The sequence below is a fragment of the Dickeya sp. CFBP 2040 genome, from assembly GCF_012273755.1.
GTDB classification, from domain to species: Bacteria; Pseudomonadota; Gammaproteobacteria; order Enterobacterales; family Enterobacteriaceae; genus Dickeya; species Dickeya poaceiphila.
Genome location: NZ_JAAVXH010000102.1, coordinates 1 through 1,788, shown reverse-complemented (window position 1 = coordinate 1,788; position 1,788 = coordinate 1). Strand labels below are relative to the sequence as shown.

Genomic DNA, 1,788 nt, shown 5'->3' with positions numbered 1-1,788 from the left:
CGAGGCGCTGTCGTTTGTCGCCGGCTACAGCTGCTACATGGACGGCTCCGCCCGTGACTGGCAGCACAGCTGGTTTACCGCCGGCAAGAACTGGCAGAAGACCGGCGCATTCGGGCCGTACCTCACCACCCGTGACGAAATTCCGGACCCGCACGCCCTGGCCATCCGCACCTACCTGAACGGTCACATGGTGCAGGACGACAACACCGCCAGCATGATCCACAAGGTGGCGGACCTGATCGAATACATCAGCACCTTCACCGCGCTGAGCGCCGGCGACGTCATCATTACCGGGTCGCCGGGGGGCGTGGGCAAGAAACGCACGCCGCCGCTGTTTATGAAGCCGGGCGACAGCATTGAAGTGGAAATCGAAAACGTGGGCCACCTGCGCAACACCATTGGTGAAGCCGCCCAGCCGGTGAAAGCATCACGTGCGGTTCCTGCCGCCGTGGAACACTGACGGGTATCGCCTCCGGCTTGCCGGAGGCGTCGCTCCAAGATTCTATGTGGTACAGCAGACGACTTTGCTACAGCAAAAAGCAGGATAACCGTTATGTACGCCGATGACGATGAGAGTGTTACGTTTGCCACGCTGGATGTTCGCCTTCCTTCCTCTGAACTGACTGAGATTACCGACCTGCTGGCGGTGTGCCAGCTGAGCATGGACAGGGATGTCGAATTTTTTGTGGCAGGCAGGCATAACGGCAGGCTGGTGGCCTGTGCCGGGCTGTGTGCCACTACCATCAAGTGTGTGGCGGTGGCGCCCGACTACCGCGAGCTTAACCTGGGGGTGAAGGTGGTGAACGAGGTGGTGCAGTTTGCCGCCGCCCGCGGCCAGTTCCATCTGTTTCTCTACACCCGCCCCTGCAACACCGCGGTGTTCCGCGGCTGCGGCTTCTACCCGCTGGCCTGCTATGACGACCAGGCGGTGCTGATGGAGAACACCCCCATCGGCATCCGGCAGTATTGCCAGTCGCTGGCAGCCGAGGCCAGACCGGGCCGGGACATCGGCGCCATCGTGATGAACGCCAACCCGTTTACGCTGGGGCACCGCTATCTGGCCGAGCAGGCCGCCGGCGCCTGTGACTGGCTGCATATCTTCGTGGTGCGGGAGGACGTCTCCTTTTTCCCGTTCACCGAGCGCCTGGAGATGGTGCGTCAGGGCGTGGCCCATATCCCGAACCTGACGGTGCACGCCGGGTCGGAGTACATGATCTCCAGGGCCACCTTTCCGGGCTATTTCCTGAAGGAAGAGACACTGGTGACCCAGGCCCATGCGGCGCTGGATCTGATCATCTTTCGCCAGTATATCGCCCCGGCGCTCGGCATCACCCGGCGCTTTGTCGGCACCGAGCCGTTCTGCCCGGTGACCAACCGGTACAACCAGGATATGCACCACTGGCTGGAGCAGGCCACGCAGGTGGCCGCCCCGGCGCTGGAGGTGGTGGAAATTGAGCGCACTCGTCAGCATTCCGGCCTGGCGATTTCCGCCTCCGAGGTGCGCCGGTTACTGAAGCAGCGCCAGTTCGACCCCATCCGCGAGATTGTCCCGGCAACCACGTTCGTGCATCTACAGCGCTATGGCGAACTCGCCTGCGCGTGATGTGTATTTAATGTATTAGGCAGGTAAACAACATGAAAATAATCAAGGAGGCCCTGGCGGGCACCTTTGAATCCAGTGATCTGCTGGTCAAGGTGGCGCCGGCGGAAGGCCAGCTGACCGTGGTGATCAACAGCGAGGTCATCAAACAGTTCGGCGCCCAAATCACCCAGGTGGTGAACGACACC

2 protein-coding genes and 1 pseudogene are annotated in these 1,788 nt (G+C 61.7%); all 3 read left to right on the top strand.

The window, feature by feature from the left end; translation table 11 throughout:
• Positions 1–460 (top strand): fumarylacetoacetate hydrolase family protein (locus Dpoa2040_RS16185; RefSeq protein ID WP_168641910.1); only part of this gene is annotated, 460 nt, incomplete at its 5' end.
• A gap of 93 nt (positions 461–553) precedes the next feature.
• Positions 554–1,603, top strand: coding sequence for a [citrate (pro-3S)-lyase] ligase (gene citC / locus Dpoa2040_RS16180; protein ID WP_168641909.1), 1,050 nt, complete (start codon positions 554–556; stop codon positions 1,601–1,603).
• A gap of 32 nt (positions 1,604–1,635) precedes the next feature.
• Positions 1,636–1,788: pseudogene (locus Dpoa2040_RS16175) on the top strand (citrate lyase ACP); the annotation flags it as partial.